1 protein-coding gene is annotated in these 1,382 nt (G+C 65.6%); it reads left to right on the top strand.

All coding sequences use genetic code 11. From position 1 onward, the window contains the following. Positions 1 to 1,382 (top strand): AAA family ATPase (locus TU74_RS22885; RefSeq protein ID WP_048377751.1); only part of this gene is annotated, 1,382 nt, incomplete at both ends.

The raw sequence follows: 1,382 nt of genomic DNA, 5'->3' as shown, positions 1-1,382 counted from the left end.
GGCCAGGGTGGCGGCGAAGGCGGGCTGGACGTGGCCAACGTGTTCAAGCCGATGATGGCGCGCGGCGAGCTGAACCTGATCGGCGCCACCACGCTCAACGAGTATCAGAAGTACATCGAGAAGGACGCCGCGCTGGAGCGTCGTTTCCAGCCGGTGATGGTGCCCGAGCCGACGGTAGCGCAGACCATGATGATCCTGCGCGGCCTGCGCGACACCTTCGAGGCGCACCACAAGGTCAGCATCACCGAGGATGCGATCATCGCCGCCGCCGAGTTGTCGGACCGCTACATCACCGCGCGCTTTTTGCCTGACAAGGCCATCGACCTGCTTGACCAGGCGGCCGCACGCGTGAAGCTGTCGGCCACGGCTCGCCCAGTGGCCGTACAAGAGCTGGAGTCCGAACTGCACCAGTTGCGGCGTGAGCAGGACTACATGGCCTCGCGCAAGCAGTACGACAAGGCCGCCGAGCTGGGCAAGCGCATCGAGGCAAAAGAGGCCGAACTCAAGAAGCTCATCGAAGATTGGGAGCGCGAGCGCGCCTCGGGCAGCGCCGAAGTCAAGGCCGAGCATGTCGCGCAGATCGTCTCGCGCCTGACCGGCATTCCGGTCAACGAGCTGACGGTGGAAGAGCGCGAGAAGCTGCTGCATCTGGAGCAGCGGCTGCACGAGCGCCTGGTGGGCCAGGACGAAGCGGTGCGCGCGGTGGCCGATGCCGTGCGGCTGTCGCGGGCGGGCCTGCGCGAAGGCGGCAAGCCGGTGGCGACTTTTCTGTTCCTCGGGCCGACCGGCGTGGGCAAGACCGAGCTCGCCAAGGCGCTGGCCGAGTCCATCTATGGCGATGAAGGTGCGCTGCTGCGCATCGACATGTCCGAGTACGGGGAACGCCATACCGTGGCACGCCTGGTGGGGGCGCCTCCGGGTTACGTCGGCTACGACGAGGGTGGCCAGCTCACCGAGAAGGTGCGGCGCAAACCCTACAGCGTGTTGCTGCTGGACGAGATCGAGAAGGCTCACCCCGACGTCTACAACATCCTGCTGCAGGTGTTCGACGACGGGCGGCTCACCGACGGCAAGGGCCGGGTGGTGGATTTCACCAATACCATCATCATCGCCACCTCGAACTTGGGCTCGGACATCATCCAGCGTCGGCTGAAGGCCCGTGGCGCCGCCGGCGAGGAATACGAGAAGACCAAGGGCGAGGTGATGGACGTGCTGCGCGGACACTTCCGCCCCGAGTTCCTCAACCGCATCGACGAGATCATCGTCTTCCATGCGCTGGGCAAGGAGGAGATCCGCCATATCGTCGGCCTGCAGCTCGATCGTGTGGCCCGCAACGCCGCCAGCCAGGGCGTGACGCTGACCTTCGATCAGACCTTGATCGA

Origin of the sequence: Pseudomonas lundensis (assembly GCF_001042985.1) — a bacterium.
In the GTDB taxonomy this organism is placed as follows: domain Bacteria; phylum Pseudomonadota; class Gammaproteobacteria; order Pseudomonadales; family Pseudomonadaceae; genus Aquipseudomonas; species Aquipseudomonas lundensis.
This window is presented reverse-complemented; position numbering and strand designations above follow the sequence as displayed.